Origin of the sequence: Lipingzhangella halophila (assembly GCF_014203805.1) — a bacterium.
Classification (GTDB): Bacteria; Actinomycetota; Actinomycetes; order Streptosporangiales; family Streptosporangiaceae; genus Lipingzhangella; species Lipingzhangella halophila.
This window is the reverse complement of record NZ_JACHJT010000001.1, coordinates 5,455,861-5,471,563: the sequence shown is the minus strand read 5'-3', so window position 1 is coordinate 5,471,563 and position 15,703 is coordinate 5,455,861. Positions and strand designations below refer to the sequence as shown.

General features: G+C 66.7%; 11 protein-coding genes. 5 read left to right on the top strand and 6 right to left on the bottom strand.

What is annotated here, in order from left to right; translation table 11 throughout:
* Positions 1 to 24 precede the first annotated feature (24 nt).
* Both F4561_RS24810 and eccCa read right to left on the bottom strand, forming a co-directional pair.
* Entirely contained in the window at positions 25 to 1,098 is a 1,074-nt protein-coding gene (locus tag F4561_RS24810) for a hypothetical protein (protein WP_376773705.1), read from the bottom strand.
* An 88-nt stretch (positions 1,099 to 1,186) separates the two neighbouring features.
* Positions 1,187 to 5,056: a type VII secretion protein EccCa gene (gene eccCa / locus F4561_RS24805; RefSeq protein WP_246438003.1), complete on the bottom strand. Its 3,870-nt coding sequence runs from the start codon at positions 5,054 to 5,056 to the stop codon at positions 1,187 to 1,189.
* A gap of 274 nt (positions 5,057 to 5,330) precedes the next feature.
* On the opposite strand from eccCa, the gene eccD reads away from it, so the two are divergent.
* Positions 5,331 to 6,668 carry a type VII secretion integral membrane protein EccD gene (eccD, locus tag F4561_RS24800; protein ID WP_312885521.1) on the top strand — a complete coding sequence of 446 codons (1,338 nt, stop codon included), beginning with the start codon at positions 5,331 to 5,333 and terminating at the stop codon, positions 6,666 to 6,668.
* A gap of 482 nt (positions 6,669 to 7,150) precedes the next feature.
* Here the strand turns inward: eccD and F4561_RS24795 are convergent, their stop codons facing one another.
* Together F4561_RS24795 and F4561_RS24790 are read right to left on the bottom strand one after the other, a co-directional pair.
* The gene (locus F4561_RS24795; protein WP_184582171.1) at positions 7,151 to 9,601 is read right to left on the bottom strand and encodes a TPR repeat domain-containing protein; all 2,451 of its coding nucleotides are present in this window, start codon (positions 9,599 to 9,601) and stop codon (positions 7,151 to 7,153) included.
* 114 nt (positions 9,602 to 9,715) lie between these two features.
* Positions 9,716 to 10,081, bottom strand: a complete 366-nt coding sequence (locus tag F4561_RS24790) for a hypothetical protein (RefSeq protein ID WP_184582169.1) — start codon at positions 10,079 to 10,081, stop codon at positions 9,716 to 9,718.
* A gap of 299 nt (positions 10,082 to 10,380) precedes the next feature.
* Between F4561_RS24790 and F4561_RS24785 the strand changes: the two genes are divergently transcribed.
* The 4 genes from F4561_RS24785 to F4561_RS24770 all read left to right on the top strand — a co-directional run bounded on the left by F4561_RS24785 (position 10,381) and on the right by F4561_RS24770 (position 13,622).
* Positions 10,381 to 10,719 (top strand): hypothetical protein, encoded by a 339-nt coding sequence (locus F4561_RS24785; RefSeq protein ID WP_184582167.1) that lies wholly within the window; start codon positions 10,381 to 10,383, stop codon positions 10,717 to 10,719.
* Between the two features lie 56 nt (positions 10,720 to 10,775).
* The gene (locus F4561_RS24780; protein WP_184582165.1) at positions 10,776 to 11,066 is read left to right on the top strand and encodes a WXG100 family type VII secretion target; all 291 of its coding nucleotides are present in this window, start codon (positions 10,776 to 10,778) and stop codon (positions 11,064 to 11,066) included.
* A 10-nt stretch (positions 11,067 to 11,076) separates the two neighbouring features.
* The gene (locus tag F4561_RS24775; RefSeq protein WP_376773681.1) at positions 11,077 to 11,430 is read left to right on the top strand and encodes a hypothetical protein; all 354 of its coding nucleotides are present in this window, start codon (positions 11,077 to 11,079) and stop codon (positions 11,428 to 11,430) included.
* Between the two features lie 107 nt (positions 11,431 to 11,537).
* Positions 11,538 to 13,622, top strand: coding sequence for a serine/threonine-protein kinase (locus F4561_RS24770; protein WP_184582158.1), 2,085 nt, complete (start codon positions 11,538 to 11,540; stop codon positions 13,620 to 13,622).
* A gap of 125 nt (positions 13,623 to 13,747) precedes the next feature.
* Here the strand turns inward: F4561_RS24770 and F4561_RS24765 are convergent, their stop codons facing one another.
* Positions 13,748 to 14,116: a hypothetical protein gene (locus tag F4561_RS24765; RefSeq protein ID WP_184582156.1), complete on the bottom strand. Its 369-nt coding sequence runs from the start codon at positions 14,114 to 14,116 to the stop codon at positions 13,748 to 13,750.
* A gap of 562 nt (positions 14,117 to 14,678) precedes the next feature.
* Positions 14,679 to 15,662: a PrsW family intramembrane metalloprotease gene (locus tag F4561_RS24760; protein ID WP_246437277.1), complete on the bottom strand. Its 984-nt coding sequence runs from the start codon at positions 15,660 to 15,662 to the stop codon at positions 14,679 to 14,681.
* Positions 15,663 to 15,703: the final 41 nt, after the last annotated feature.

Below are 15,703 nucleotides of genomic sequence, written 5' to 3'. Positions count from 1 at the left end.
CGCCGCTCGTCGACGCGTCCCCGGTCAGCCTTCCGGTTCGCTCCAGCGGACCACGAGCGGGTAGCCCGCCATCGAGGTGTCGCGAGGGGAGGGGAAAAGCTCCTCGGCTTGGCCCGCCCCGCCGTCGTCGCCGATGTCGACGCGGTGCCAGGCACTGGTGCTCTGCAGCAGGAGGGCATCGCGGTTGGGTGCGGGCGCGTGCTGCAGGACCGGGGCGTCACCGCCTCCCAGTAACTCGGTGCTCTCGAAACCCTGCCTGTTCTCATCGAGTGCGACGAGGTGCGCACCGGCCCGCTCCTCCGCGACCTCTCCGTTGGCATCCACCGGTCCCACCACGATGCTGTCTCCGCCCCAGGCCGGGGAGGCGCCCAGGTCCTGCCACTGTTCTCCATTTGTGGTCAGGGTCGCGTTCATGACGTTGTCTCCGCTCTCGCGCACAACCAGATCACCGTTGCCGCCACCCACCTGGGTGGTCTGCTGCTGTTCCCGGATGTACAGCTCGTCGTCCGGATCCACCGCCCAGTCGCTGGGTTGGCCGTTCGCGTCGAGAGGGAGCGCCCCCTCCTGGTTCGGTGTTCCTTCCGTCTCGTCCAGCGCCACCGACAGCACCCGCGTGCCTTCCTGCCCCTCGCCGGTGCTCTCGGCGGTGAACCACAGGCGATCGCCGGAGATGCGCGGATCGCCCCACGTCTGGTCTTCCGGGGGTTCGAGCGTCGCCGCGGCCTCGTACGCCGAGCCGTCCTCGGCGAGCGCGGCCAGTTCCATCGCGCCTGAATCGGGGCTCGCGTGGGCGAAGTAGTGCCAGTCCGCCGAGAACAGCGAGTGAGCGGGGAGTTCCGGCGCCATCGGGTCGACGGCGCCTTCGGGGAGTTCCACGGCCGCGGTCTCCCCGCCGGTCTCCGGATCGTGGAAGACGAGGGCCTGGTCCTGCTCCGGGTCGCCGCCGCCGTATCCGCGGTGCAGCAACGCGAGTCCGGACAACTCCGTCGCTACCTCCCCGTCGGCAGCCGCCCCGGCGTTCCCACCGTTCTCGCCGAGCGCGCCGCAGCCGGTGGCCAGCACCAGAAGACCGGCGACCACACCGGGCAGCGGCCCCATGCGGTGCACACGTCGGCGCCTTCGGGTTACTTCCACGTCACCCCCCGTTCGCATCCCCGCGTCCGTGCCGCGGTTTCGACTCGCCGCCTCACTCCGGTGGCGGGCTCCACCCCACCTGGACCTGTTCCGGCGGCCGGCCGCGCCGGGCGAGTAGCGCGCGCCCCTGCGGGAGCTGCCGCGACGGTATCCCGTTCGCGAGCCGCCCCTCAGAGCGATCCCCGGAGAACAGCATGCCGGGAGTGGCCATGTCGCCGAGGGACTGCAGCACCGGTTCGAACGCGGCACGGGAGGTACCTCCCGTCCGGCGGGCGGCGATCATGTGCAGGCCGATGTCCCGCCCCTGGGGCAGGAACTCCGCGAGCGGTGCGAGCGGACTGGAGCGGCCCGCTATGAGGTCCATATCGTCCACCACGACGAAGATCTCCAGGCCGGTCCACCAGTTGCGTTCGCGCAGTTGCTTCGGGGTGACGTCCGGGCCGGGCAGCCGCTCCTGGAGCGAACTGGCGAGGTCGGTGGCGATGGCCTTGGTGTGCTGTGCCCCAGTGCAGTAACCGAGCAGGTGGCTCTCGCCGACCAGCCCGAGGTGGGCGCGGCGGTAGTCGACCAGCACGATCCCGAGCTCGCGGCCCGGCCGCTGGATCAACTGACGCAGTAGGCCGCGCAGCAGGGTGCTCTTCCCGGACTGCGGGTCGCCGAACACCACCAGATGAGGGTCTTCGTCGGGCAGCATCGCCGCCGGCGCCAGGTCCCGTTCGGCCATTCCCATAACCAGTCCCGGCCCGCTGTGCGTGCGCACCAGCTCGTCCAGTTCGACCGTGTCGGGCAGGGTGCGCACCTGCCGCACTGGACGCTGGGTCCAGCGGTTGCCGATCCGAGCGACGAGATCGCGTACTCCCGCGCCGAGGTCGTCGTCGGCGGCGCGACCGTCCATGCGGGGCAACGCGACGTGCGCCATGTTCTCGTCGGCGAGCAGCGCCCGTCCTGGGGTCTCCTTGGGCAGCTCTTCGGCGAGCTTGCGCCCGATTCCGGAGTCGAACGCGTCCGTCAGCCGGAACTCGATCCGCCCCCCGAACAGCGCCTGCAGCCTGCTGCGGATCTGCGAGCTCGCGGCTCCGGTCACCACCGTGTGCACGCCCAGGGACGGGCCGCGCGAGACGATGTCGAGCAGCGCGCTGTCGGCGTCGTCGAAGCTCTCCCGCACCGACGACCAGCCGTCGATCAGCAGGAAGACGTCTCCGACGACGCCCTTGGGCACCGTCCCGTTCGCCCGGGCCTGGCGTAGCGCCGCGGGCGAGTCCAGCCCGGCGTGCTGGAAGATCCGTTCGCGCTGGTCGAGCTGGGAACGGACATCGGAGAGGACGCGCTGCACCCGTTCGGGGTCGGATCGGCCGGCCACGCCCGCCACGTGCGGGAGTCCTTCGAGCGTGTTCAGCCCGCCGCCGCCGTAGTCGATCGCGTATACGGCGATGCGCCCCGGTGGGTACCGCCAGGCCAGGCTGGTGGTCAGGGTCCGGAGCAGCGTCGACTTGCCGGTCTGTGGCCCGCCCAGCACCACGATGTTGCTGTCGCCGCCGGCGAAGTCCAGTGTGGTGGGCTTCTGGCGTTGCTCCCGCGGTATGTCGGTCAGCCCGATGACGGCCCGTATCTCGGCGGGATCGGGCTCCACCGCGCCCGCACTGTCGTCCTCGCCGCCGGGCACGTGTTCCAGCACCGCGTCCAGCTGAAGCTCCGGGGGCAGCGGCGGCAGCCACACCGGACGCACCGGGGGCGCTCCGGCGTCCACCAGCCGGTCCACCGTGACCTGGAGGGTGCTGCGTACCGCCTCGTCGGCGCCTTTCGCCGCGTCCCCCGAGCCGTCGTCGTCGGGTACGGACATCAGCAGCTCCCCCAACCCGTTGTAGGAGATCACGGGGGCCACCGGGTCGTCCTTGCTGGTGGTTTCGGCAGGGGGCACGTAGGGGTTGGAGACCATCGCGGCCTTGAACCGCTCGAAGACCGAGGTGTCGACCTTGAGGTAGCCGGATCCGGGTTCCGGGGGGAGGTGGTAAGCGTCTCCCACCCCGATGACCTCGCGGCTCTCGGCTTCGGAGAAGGTGCGTAGCCCGATCCGGTAGGACAGGTGCGACTCCAGTCCCTTGATCTTGCCGGAGTCCAGACGCTGCGTCGCGAGCAGCAGGTGCACCCCGATGGACCGGCCGATGCGGCCGATAGCCACGAACAGTTCGGCGAAATCGGGGTGCGCGGTGAGCAGCTCGGAGAACTCGTCGATGATCACCAGTAGGTGCGGAAGAGGCTCCAGATCCTCCCGTCCGGCCGCCCGCTTCTCCTCGTAGGCGTGCAGGTTCGGCAGGTTTCCGGCGTCCTTGAGGATCTGCTGGCGCCGGGTCAGCTCGCCGTACATCGCCTCGCGGAACCGCAGGACGAGCCCGTCGTCGTCGACGAGGTTGGTGACCAGCCCGGCGCTGTGCGGCAGCCGGTCGGTGTCGGCGAACGTGGCACCGCCCTTGAAGTCCACCAGAAGCAACGCGAGATGCTCGGGGGAGTGCCCGATCACCAGCGACGCGACCAGGGTGCGCAGCATCTCCGACTTGCCGGAACCGGTGGCGCCCACGACCAGGCCGTGCGGGCCCATACCGCCGAACGCGGACTCCTTCAGGTCCAACAGGACCAGGTTGCCGGACGGCCCGATTCCGATGGGCACCCGAAGGAAGTCCCCGGCGCTGCGGCGCTGCCACGTGGTCCTGGTGTCCAGCCGGGCGACGTCCGGGACACCGAGGACCTCCGGGAGGTCGACGGTGGCGTGCAGTGCGTCGGCACCGTCGGTCGCCGCCAGCCGCAGCGGCGAGAGGGTCCGGGCGAGGGTGGTGAGCAGCGCGACGCTCGGCCGGTCGGCCCGACCCTTCAAAGGGGCGGCGGCGCCCGTGTCGTCTTCGGTGGTCTCTTCCGCGAGGTCCCCGTTCTCGGAGACGTGGAGTCGCATGTCCACGTGCTCCGGCTCCTCGCGACGCTCGCCCACCAGCACGATCAGGTGGATGCCGAGGTCGGCCAGGGAGTTCACCGGTGGCTCGGCGGCCAGGCCGGACAGCGTGGACTGGAACTCGCCGTCGACCACCACGACCAGCCGCCGCGTTCCGGGGCCCGGCGGCTGGCCGCGACGGCGCTGCATGTCAAGAGTGCGCTGCTCGATCTCGGTGGCGAGCAGGTCTGCCATCTCCATGGTGGTGCCGGTGACCAGACGGGCCGGAAGCGGACCGTCGGTCGCCTCCTCGAACTCGTTGTGCGGCAACCACTTGAGCCAGTCCCACTCGGGGAGCAGCCGCGAGTGCCGGACCACGCCGACTCGCACGTCCTCGGGAGCGCTGAACGTCGCCAGCTGCGCGATGAGCCCGCGCGCGAGGCCGCGGCCGGCAGCGCGGTCGCCCACGACGGAAACGACACCGAGGTCGCGCAGCGGAAGAACGAGCGGCTCCTCGGGGACGCTCGCGTAGAGCTCGACGATCTGGTCGGCGAGTCCCTGGCAGACGGGGTCGTAGACGATTAACGGGGAGGAGGTGTCCACTTTCAGGCTGAGCGGGCGCGCGAGTGGGCGGTCGCCTATGCCGACGCGCAACGTGAGGAAATCCGGGTCCACGGCCCGCCTTTCCCAGCGGCGGGCCGGCAGCCGGGCGGGTTCCACGAGCAGGTGAGGCGGGGGGTGCCGGTGGGCACTGCCGCGCCGCTGGGTCGCGGCGACGTCGCGGACGGTCTCGCGCAACTGGTCCAGGTAGTCCAGGTAGCGTTCCCGCTGTTCGCGGATGCGTTTGCGGGGCCCGTTGTGTTGGGCTACGAACATCACGATGCCGACCGCCACACTGGCGACCATTACGAGCATCCCGGCCGCGGCGTACAGCGGCCGGTGGCCGAGCGTGATCGTCATCAACAGCGACCCCGACCCCGTGATGATCGGCATGATGATCATCGCGACCGAGCTGGTCGCTGGCGGGTTCTCCGGAAGCTGCGGAGGTGGCGCGATGACGAGTGGAGCGGTGCCGGGATCGGGGACGGAGTGCCGCGCGGGGCGGTGGACCAGTGTCGTCGCCAATGCGAACTCTTTCGGGCGCCTAAGAAGCGAAGCGTAGCGGAGTTGCTACGGTAATAATCCCGAAAAACAGGAAGGCACGCTAATTCGACAACCGCGGACATGTGTGCTCCGCGCTGGTGCCTCAATCCCCGCCAAAGAGGACAATACGGACGTGAGTGGATACTGCCGGGTGACGGTGACCGGCCCCGAGCGCTGGGCCGATTTGGCGTTGCCGGGAACGGTGCCGGTGGCGACAATCCTTCCGCAGGTGATCTGGGTCTGCTCGCCCGACCCCGAAGGCACCGATTCCGCGGGGTGGGCGCTGACCACAGCCAGGGGCGAATCCGTCCAGCCCGAGGTCTCCCTGGAAAGCCAGGGGGTCGTCGACGGTGACGTCCTGCTGCTCCATCGCGAGACGGCCCGGGACCGTCCGGCGCAGGTGGACGATGTGCGCGGGGCGGTGGAGGACCGCATCGACGAGTCCGCCCACATCTGGCGGCCGTCGACTACATTCGCCTTCGGACTGCTCCTGGCCGCAATCGGCCCCTTGGCCGTGCTGGCGGTCATGATGTACCTGCGGCCCGCTGGGGCGAACGTCAGTGTCGCTGCCCTGGGAGCCCTGATGTCGCTCGGTCTCATGGGGTACGCGGGGCAGCGCTCCATGACCACTATCGGACATGTGGTGTTGGGCGCTGCCTGCCTGTGGGGCGCCGGAACGGCGGTGCTCGCGGTCGACCTACTGAGCGGGGCGCCCCAGCCGCTCGTCCTCGCGGCTTTCGCGTGTATTGGTGCCCTGGTCATCGCCGCGATCGGCTGGATGATCGACGAACTGGGGCTGGTCTACCTCGCCGCGATCGGGGTGGTCACCGTGGCCGCGGGGGTGCTGGCCGCGGTGGGAATCTTCGTCGACGCCGCCCAGGGGGTGCGGGCGGTCGTGGTGCTGCTGGTGCTCGGCGTGGGCGTGCTTCCCCGGATCGCACTGGCGATGGGCGGGCTCGCCGGGCTGGACTACGAGGTGCGGCAGGTCGGCCAGGTCGATACCGAACGCTTCGAGGAGGACCTCACCAGTAGCGACCGCCTGTTGCTCGGCATGGTGCTGGGCGGCGCGGTCAGCGTGACCGCTGCCGTGCCGCTGCTGGTGGTCGTCGGCGGTGCGCTGCCCGATCTGCTGCTCGCCGCGTTGGTGTCGCTGCTGATGGTCTTCCGGTCCCGGTTGTTCGACCGGATCAGCCATGTACTTCCTTTGCGACTCGGCGGCGTACTCGGGCTGGGCGTGGCGGCACTGGGCTCGATCGGCCCGCTCCCCGCGATCGCCCCCTGGCTCCCGGCCCTGATCCTGGCGGCCGGCGCCGCCGTAGCGGTGCTCAGCGGAGTGCGCCTCGCCGATGTCCCGCGCGCCTCCCTGCGCCGCACCCTCAACGCGGTGGAGATCGTGGTCGTCATAGCCATGTGCGGGGTCACCGCCTGGGCGATGGGCCTGTTCCACTGGGTGGCGGCCCTGACGGCGTGAGGGGTGAGGGGGACCCGGAGCGCTGAACCCGAGAGAGCCACTCGTGGTCGGGAAGGTCCCGAGATCGGCGCTTGGGTGTTATTCCTCGTGCTTTTCTGGGTCGGGGGCGTCGGTGGGTTTTCGGGGCCAGCGGAGGATAGTGACGGTCGCGATCACGGAGGTCGGGACCGCGATCAGCAGTGCCCAGGAAAGGCGCTCTGTCCTTCGGGCATCGCAGGCATTGTTCACGGCGGCGTGGTCGCCGATAATTCCATTGTCCTCGTCCCATCGCTCGGATCCTCCTCCTCTAGGGAACCCCGCAGACAGAGCGGATGCACAAACAACCTTTCTTTCGTCTGACGATTGCGGCTTGAAGCCCGTAGACGGGGTCGCTAGTAAGGCGATGATCGCGGCTGCACCAAGGGCCGATGTCCAGGCCCAGAGATATATTCTCTTATTCATTCGGGCTTGCACTTCCTGATAACTAGGTTCGTTACTATTCGTTAACGGGGAAGTCCATTTATATCTTTCCCCTCCGCGAAGTCCTGGTAATCGTCCCACGTATTGCTTCGATGCTTGTCAATGTAATCGGTATATCCATCCCAGTATTTGTCAGCGTAACGATCGACGTATTCTCTCCCGTTGTTGTAGTATCTGTCATCGCCATGAGGGACCTCGTTTATGTCTTCATAATAAAATCTACCCTCGGGGTCCAGGTGGGGAAGCCTGACCCAGACGCTCTCCAGGTCGTCTCCTGCCGTGCTGCTGATATCACCCCAATCTTCTTGTGGAAGTTGATTTAGAGACCTGACTATGCCGTTCTCGTCTCTCAATTCCGGGCTAACATCCTCGGCATCAATATCACCTCTTTCTTCAAGGGCATTAAGTGCTACCAGTCTAGTCTCCAATGAGTTGCTGCTTGCGCTGTTATCTAGAATATCCCGGGCATTTTCCAGGTTGCCCGAGATGGGTTCAGGTTGACCGTCTCCCGGTCGGCTTGCAAGTATGTCCCCCACATAACCTTTAACCTCACTCCCGTAGAGGTTCCATCCAGGAACGTTTCCCAGTGCAAGATCGGCGGCTTTTTCCATTCCTTTCTTTTTTAGCTCTTCTTCTTCTTTGTGTGCAATTTCGCTATCTTCTAGACGGCCCATTATCTCGTTGGAGATTGCGGAGTCGAGAAGCCCTTTGAGGCGTCCGTTTCGATCCCCATCGCCGTCTGCGGTCGCCTCGTTGTTGATGTAGTCGTCTATAGCATTTAAATTATGTAGCTCAACTGCGCCGACCACGTTTTCCGCAGAATTTTCGTCGGCCACAAGGTATTGCAGGTAATGGGCGCGACCTCGTGAGTCAAGGAGGAGTTTATCATCGTCAGGAGTGTCGCCAGATTTATACTCGTACCCGCCATCATAGTCGCGTCCGAAATCATCGATGTGAGCGAAGAATATGTTGGTCAGGCTTTCTCCGATCTCAGGGTTGAACTGAGTGAACGCCGCATCCTTGTCGTCACCGACCTCGACTCCCGTGTCAGTCAGGTGGTTGAACATCTCGTTCGTGGTGGTGTGCTCGATGAGACCGGCGGCGGCGTCGCCGGCCCTCTGGCGAACGGCCTTGTCTTCGCTTGACGCGTCGTCGGCGATCCAGTCGGTCAGGCCGCGCACGGACTTACCGTCGTCGGGCCACTCGTAGGTGAACAGTCCTCCGAGAGTGCCGGACGGGTCTACGTCGCCGAACTGCGGATGCGTATATTCAGAGCTGTCGTCCTGCCCCGTCAGGACCATCAAGTTTGCGTCCTTGTTGACGGTGGACGCGTCAAGAAGAGAGCCGAGAACGGCACCGTCGCGACCGCCCTTTACCTCGTCGGAACCGGGACTGTCGTAGCTACCTTTTGAGGACTCATCGGCCACGTGTCCGACAGTTGTGGTCAGGTGGGCGGAGAAGTCTGTTCCGCCTTCCATGGGCTCGCCGTCAACTTTGGGGGCGTGACTGAGTAGGCCGCCGAGGCCCTCAGCGTTCTCTAGCCATCTGGTGTACTCGTACCCGTCGCTGCTTTCCCCGCCGTAAGCACTGGACTGGCTATAGGAATCGGGACCCTCCGTTACCTGCTGAACTCCATCGGGCAGACGGGAGTAACCGCCACCGAGGTCTTCGTCCGACAACGCCAAAATGTTGCCGCCGAGTGCGGACAGCAGATCTTCTTTATCGTCCTTACTGAGATCACTCTTGTCGCCGTCGAGCTTTTCGGAGATTCCCAGAAGGGAAGTCGCATAGTCGGAATCCGGATCGTCAAGGTTCTCATAGAGAGCCTCCAGGAAGTTGATCTCCTGGTAGCTGAGCTTGTTTCCCTGATCCTTTTGATCGATCGCCCTGTTGTTCATACTCGCGAGGAATGCGACCATTTCATGGTACTTCTCATCGGGCTCTTTGTCTCCGTTGAGATATGGCTCCAGGTCGCGGGCGTACTTCTCTGCACGCTCCCTGTTCGCGGGAATGTTCTTGGATTCGCCCGTGAGGTTGTGGGCAGACCATCCCAGAACCCCGGCATCGAAGAGTGGTGTGAGGTCACCGCTAGGGCCGTCCTCCAGCATCTCGCTGTTCTCGTCGGCACGGCGCTTCAGCTCCCGCCACTTCTCGTTGGCCTTTTCGTTGAGTTCCTCGGCTTTTTCTTCCTTTTTCTCTTCCCTTTCGGATTCTGAAGTACCGCGGCCGGCGCTGATTCCGCTGTCCCAGTCCTCCTGCAAGTTGGCGATCTGGTTCCTATACCACTCCACATCGTCAGCCCACTTGTCCATGACCGCCCGCGCGACCTCGCAGGCCAGTAGGGACTTCTTCCAGGCGCCGTGGTTCTCCTCGGCGACCGACTTCAGGTCGTCGGCGACGAGGTCCGAGAACTCCGTCGCGGAGTCATTGAAGAGCTCCTTGAGATCCCCGGATTTTCCGGTGATTCGCTCCATCAGCCCGACTATTTCGTCGGAGTTGCTCCGCAGGCCCCCGACGTTGGCGTCACATTCCTTCGGTGAGAAGCTTGCCATCAGTGTTTCCCCTAGTTCGCCCAGTCGGCCGGTGGGCTATCGACGGCCGTGATCGCGTCCGTTCGAATTGTTGACGTCCAGTGGAAGGTCTCCCGACGCTGACGCGCCCGCGAAGTCGGAACCGGATTCCTCGTCGTTCTGACCGCCTTGGCTCGCGGCAGACTGGGTATTGTTGCCGATGGACTGGCCGTGCTTGGAGACGTCGTCCATGTATTCGCCCTGCGATTCGAGGAACTTCTTCCAGCCCACGACACCGGGGTCGTTACCGGAGCTGCTGGATGCCGAGACGAGGATGTCCTCGAAGTCCGCTTCCAGGCCCTTGAAACCTGCCGCGTACTCTTCAGCGCCCGCGCCTTTCTCGTAGGCGTCCTCGACGTTCATTCCGACTTCGTTGCTGCTCATGGCGCGGTCCCCTCGTTGGATTGCCGGGATAGGCGGCGTCGAAGGGTGCCCAAGTCATCCCCCGTCCTCCGCCGACTTTGGCGAGCCGTAGCGCTATCACAGGCCCCCTGCGGGCCGCCAGTCGGTTCCGTGAGCGGCCAGTGGCCCCTCGTTGACCGGGTTACGTGAGGATATTAACGTCGCCACTCAGCGCAATCACGGGGGTTGCGTCGGTAATGGACGTGTCGGCAGATACTCCGTGACCTTTGGATCCGCGTATATCCGCTGGTCAGTCTGCTGCTCACCGGAAGGGAACGGCCATGTCCGATCACGTTGGTCTGACAGAATCGGATGCCCTGTCGAAGGGCGGAGAGGATCTCGGCGTTGAGTCCGAGGGATTGTATTCGCAGCTCAACAACCTCATTCAGGACTTGGAGCGGGACGCGGACTCCCTCCAGGGCGGCGCGCTGACGAAGTTCCGTGAGGCGCGCAACGAGTTGACGGACCGTTTCGAAGAGCTCATGACCTGGTGCAGCAATAACGGAATCAAGCTGAATGAGGGGCAGCAGCAGGTCAACTGGACCGACAACGAATCCGGTGACGACTTCGGCGGGACCGGTCGGGAACTGGGTGGTCTCGCACGGCCGATCAACGGCTGAATCCGCCAATTGTGAATTCCTGACCAGCGAGAACAGCGGAAACAACGGGAGGGCTCGTGTCGGGGTACGAGGTATACGGCAACGTTGGGGGACTGCAGGAGCTCTCCGCTGACCAGCAGGGGCATCTGTCCCGGTTCCAGGGCATCATGGAGCAGATCCAGACCCAGTCCGAGAGCACGGTCAACAAGTGGGAAGGGTCGGGGAACGAGCAGTTCAAGGCTAAAGCCGAGGAGTTCGACAGCCAGTTCTCCGCGGTGAACAACGCGTTCGCCAAGCTGATCGACGCCACCGACAGCGCGTCGAACAACTACGCCAAGCTGTCGAAGCACCTGAACAACCTGTTCTGACCTTTCCTCCGTGACCTCGCCAGCACCACCGCACACCCGGGAACCGGCGTCCACGGACGCCGACCCGATGGTTCCGGAAGCGTTCCGCTTCACCCCCAATGCTGAGCAGTACCTGCTGCAGGCTGACGCCCTGCGCCGCCGCCAGTTGCGCGCGGCGCTGCTCTACGGCTCCAGCCGGTACTGGCGCCGCCGGCAACGCGTCTGGCCCGCGCTGATCGGCGGTGTCATCCTCATCGCGATCATCTGCGGTGGAATCGCCGTAGCCGCGGCGTTCGAGAAGCAGCAGGAGGTCAACGAGGAGCGCCAGATGGGCCCCGTTCCGGGCGGTCGCGGGCTCCCCGCCCCACAGACCCCGGCCGAATAAGGGCACTGGCCTCATCCGGTCAGCTCCGGTTCGATACAACGCCCACGTAGCGCGCCGCCCGAGCGCGGACGATCCGGCGTGTTGCGACGAGGGAAGAGAGCACAGAGATGTCCGGTGGAGAGCGGTCCACCGAATTGGTGCGCGGATTCCACTCCTTCACGCTCGCCTACCGCGGCCGGAACGCTCAGGTGTACCGGGCGGTCAGCGAGCGCAGTGAAGTGACCGTCGCTCTGAAGGTGATGGAGGAAACCCAAGGGCTCCACGAGACCACATGGTTGCGGGACCTGGGCGGGGCCCGAGGTGTCGTGCCGCTGTTGGACATAGCGCGCGCGGCGTCGGGAGCGCCGGTCGCGGTCATGCCCTTCTACCCCGATGGTTCCTACATCGACATCCTCCGCGGCCAGGGGGCGCTGCCGCAGGTGTACGAGGCGGTCCGGGTGGGCCGCGCGGTCGCGGGGGCGCTGGAAGTGATGCACGGGCAGGGTGTGCTGCACAACGAGGTAGCCCCCAGCAACATCCTGCGGGCCGGCGACACCGCGGTGCTCACCGACTTCGGGGCCACCGCGGAGATCGGCGTACCGCCCCCGAAACTGCGGACCAGTTCAGACCTGGTGCTGCACGCTCCACCCGAGATACTGCGCGGCACCCCGCCCGGGCCGGCCTCGGATACCTACCAACTCGCCTCCACACTGTGGACGCTGCTGGCCGGGTGGCCGCCCTTCTTCGATGCGGACGGCAGTTCCGTCGATCCGCAGACCTACGCGAAACGGGCGGTGCGGACGCCCGTCCCTCCTGTTCCACGGGCGGACGCGCCTCGGGAACTCAGCGAGGTGCTCGCGCGTGCCATGGCCAAGGACCCGGCCGAACGGCACGCGACACCGGGGGAGTTCGAGGTCGCCCTGGAACGGGCGGGAACGGGCTACCGGTCGACGGCCGTCCCGGAGGCCGCTTCCCCCTCCGCCTCCGTCGCGCCGCCGACCGCTCACCAGCCGGGCACTGGGACACGCCCTCCGGCGCCGGAGCCCCCGCGACCGCCGGACACGGACACCTCGGCGACGTCGCTGAGAGGGGGCGTCAGGCGCCGCCGTCCGGATACGCAGCCTGCTGCGCCGCCTTCTCCGGGTGGGCCTCCGGCGCCACCGCCGCCGAACCATCCGTCGGCTCCGCCCGATCCGCCGCAACGCAGCTCGGAGCCGGTCGATCCCGGACGCGGGAAGCGGCCCGGTCAGGACGCGAGGCGATCGCACGAGCCCGCCGCGAGACCGGCCGAGGCACCCCGTTCACCAGAGGGCGCCGGGCTCTACACCAGCGGCCTCGAAGGAAACAGCAAGGACACGATCGGGCTGACGGCCGATCTGGTCGCGCGGCTGCGTGGCGTGACGCTGAACAAGGACCTCTTCGCCCAGCGCGGGTGGATCCGCCTGGAGGGATGGACCAGCAGGGCGAACACCCTGTCCCTGCCTGACCTGGCCGACCGGGACGCGCACGGCGGCGAGGACGGGCCCGACTACGGTGACCTCGATCCCCGCAACGCGCCCCGCTGGCGCCGGCACCTCCATATCGCTGCCGCCGTCGCGTCGATCGTCGTCGTCGCGGGTGCCGTGTCGGTGGTGGCGGCGATGAACCCCGGTCCAGGGTTGAACGGGGAAGGTCCGCGACCCGTGGCCGCGGCGGAGCAGGATGGCGCGGACGACGCGGCCGGCGCGGCCGGCGCGGAAGACGCCGACGATGAGGAACCGGGCGACCAGCCCGAGTCATCTCCCTCGCCGGCTCCGGAGGAACCCCCGGACGTCCCCGAGGCCACCGAGGTCGTGCTGGAGGACAACCTCAGTAGTGTCCAGGTCCAGTGGACGGACAACTCCGGTGGAACCGCGAGCTACTTCGTTGTCGGGGGGATGGCCGGCCATGATCCCGTGACCCTGGCCCGGACCGGCCCTGGTGCTGAGGTCGCCCAGGTGACCACAGATGACACGGTGGCCGAGTACTGCTTCTCCGTCGTCGCCGTGGACGGTGTATCCGCCCCCGCGGCCGAGGTGTGCACCGAACGCGCGGCCGCGCGTTCGGAGGCCGAGCAGGAGGCCGAACAGGAGCGCGAGGAACAAGAGGAACAGGAAGAAGAGCAGGAAGAGGAAAGCGAAGACGGGGACTCGGCGCAGAACAGCGACGGGAACGAGGAACAGGAGTCCGAGTAGCGTCCCCGTGCCGGGTACCGGCCGTTCCGCATGCGACCGGTGGTTCTACACCGGGCCGCTGTACGTCCCCATCGCGACGACTGCTGCCGCGAGTGGCTGTCGTGGCCGAGCGGGGGCGGCGGTGGCTACGCCGGGGCGAGGCTCAGGGCGTGGCGGCCCGATTCGGAGACGCGCCGGCGGGGGGTGGGCTTGAGACGGGCCGCGGCGCCAGCGGGGTCGTCGGCGGGGTGCGTGACCATTGAGCCGAAGACGTCGTTCCAGAAGAACTTGCCATCGCGGCACCAGACGTTGATCCCCCGGCGCACCGACATCACAGCGAGGTCAGTTGTTCCGGCGCGGTACATCGGACGCGCCGATACCGAAGTCAACTCGTCCCACAGGGCCGCGATGGCGCGCTCGGCGCAGAAGGCATGGCGCGGGCGGTGCTTTACCCGGTTGGCCAGAGCCGATTTCACACGGCAGGCACGGGGGTTGTTCAGGCGCCAGTGGCTCAACGACGTCTCCTTGTGCTCGGGGGGACCACGCTTGATGTGCCGCTCTGTCGATACGGCACACACGCGGCCCGAACGCGGAACTACACCGCTCCGGCATCGCCTGTAGGCGGGAAGGCGCTGCGGGATCGGTTTTGCCCCGCGATCTGCGCAAAGAACGAGGCAACCAGAGGGTGTCGTTACCTCGCAGTTATTCTTTGCGCTCCGGATCGTAGCAGTAACTCCCCCCTAGGGGGGAGGGCTTGGTTAATGTAGCCCACATCACAATACGGAGACGACGCGAAAGTTGTGGTTGACATCATTTTCCCAGCTCAGGAGTCATTTTTAGTAATTCAGTTCGTTTTTGTCGGGCGCCTGGAGTCTCAGGGGAGCCCTTGGGTCGGTGTCAGGTGTCTCATTTGGAGTGTTGTGTCACGAATTACTCGGGGCGGCGCCGTGGCAGGGCGGCGACGGAATGTTCTGCACCGGTCACCCGGAGTTCGCGCGTGTCGGGACGCCGCTCACGTCCGGCCGGGCCCGGATCATGCCGGCCGTCGCGCCGGACACGCGTGGCTCACTGGCGCGTTCAACCGTTGATGCCGGCGTCCCCGTCCGGCCTGTCGGCCTCCCGCGCGCCACGTTGCGGCTGCGCGCCGCCGCGGGAACCGGCGGGGTGGCCGTTGCGCGGGCAGCGGCTCCACAGCCACAGCAGCCACAGCACACCCGCGACCGATACCAGCGCCAGCCCGGCCCAGTCCATGAGGGCGATCATGTGCGCCTGCGCGGATGTCAGCTCGGGTAGCTGTCCGGCACGCAGCTCGCGTTCCTGCCAGGGCAGGCTGGTGAGGACCATCGTCACCCGGACCGCGATACCGTGCGCGGCGTCCCACAGCGCGTGGAGCAGGGACACCCCGACGAACGTCGCGAGCACGCCGAGCGTCACCCGCCACCTCCGGCCGGCCGAGGCGGCGAACAGCACGCACCCGATGATGGCGGTCCACAGCCCGTGCCCGAGCGGCGTCAGCAGTCCGCGCAGGATCTCGGTCTCGACCAGAGCGAGCAGGTTCAGGCCCTGCTCACTCACCAAGGCGTTGAGCGCGTAGCCCGCACTCTCGAAGGCGGCGAAGCCGAACCCGGCCGTCGCGCCGAGCACCAGACCATCGCGGGGCGTCCGGTGGGTCATGTGCCGAGCCACGAACACGAGCGCCGCGACCTTGGCCCCCTCCTCGATGGCGCCGAGACCGATGAACATCGCGGGAGAGGGGCGCAGCAGGAGGCGCTCCAGCAGTGAAGCGCCGAGCACACCGAGGACACCGGCCGTTACGAACGCGGAGAACAGCAGTTCCACCGTCACGTTGTCCCCGTGTGCGCGCTCATAGGCCCACGCGACGAAGGTCACCGGAACGAGGAAGCTCCCGAGGAGAACGATCGTCGGTACCAGGTTCGTGTTTCCGGTCACAAACGTGACCAGCACGGTCGCGACCCAAAGGAACAACCCGGAGAGGAGGATCCTCGACCAGATCCGGGTGGTCCGGGCGGGTGGTGGTGCCGGGGTGTGCCGCGCCTGCAACGGAACGCTCCTCAGTGCCGTGCCAGGGCCGAAACTGGCCC